The organism is Oceanobacillus saliphilus, from assembly GCF_023522835.1.
In the GTDB taxonomy this organism is placed as follows: Bacteria; Bacillota; Bacilli; order Bacillales; family Amphibacillaceae; genus Oceanobacillus; species Oceanobacillus saliphilus.
Map to the genome: position 1 here is coordinate 1 of NZ_JALCZU010000049.1, position 361 is coordinate 361.

Consider the following 361-nt stretch of genomic DNA (forward strand, 5'->3'; position numbering starts at 1 on the left):
CCCAGTTCCACTAGACTGTTGTTGGTGAGGATGAGCTCTGTCAGACAGGGAAGAGCCTGGTCAAGTCCCTCACCTATACGGCAAATTCTGTTTTTGTTCACTAATAATGTTTTCAGTCTTCTCAACAAAGGGAAACCATCCAGTTTCCGGATCTCATTGTCAGAAAAATCAATAGCATCAAACTGGTCTCAGGTGGCACCCAGATTCTCAATAACCGGAATTTTATATCCCCGGAGGTCCAGTTCACGGTCCCGCACAGCATTTGTGTACTGCGCCGCCTGCTCGATCAGCTCCGCCGTGAGCTTCACCATCCTGTCGCAGCCCGAGGACCCTCACCTCCGACACCGGCCTGCGCCTCCCG

General features: G+C 52.4%; 1 pseudogene. It reads right to left on the bottom strand.

Features of this window, described 5'->3' with window-relative positions:
• Positions 1-257 (bottom strand): annotated as a pseudogene (locus tag MN204_RS21800) (leucine-rich repeat protein); the annotation flags it as partial.
• Positions 258-361: the final 104 nt, after the last annotated feature.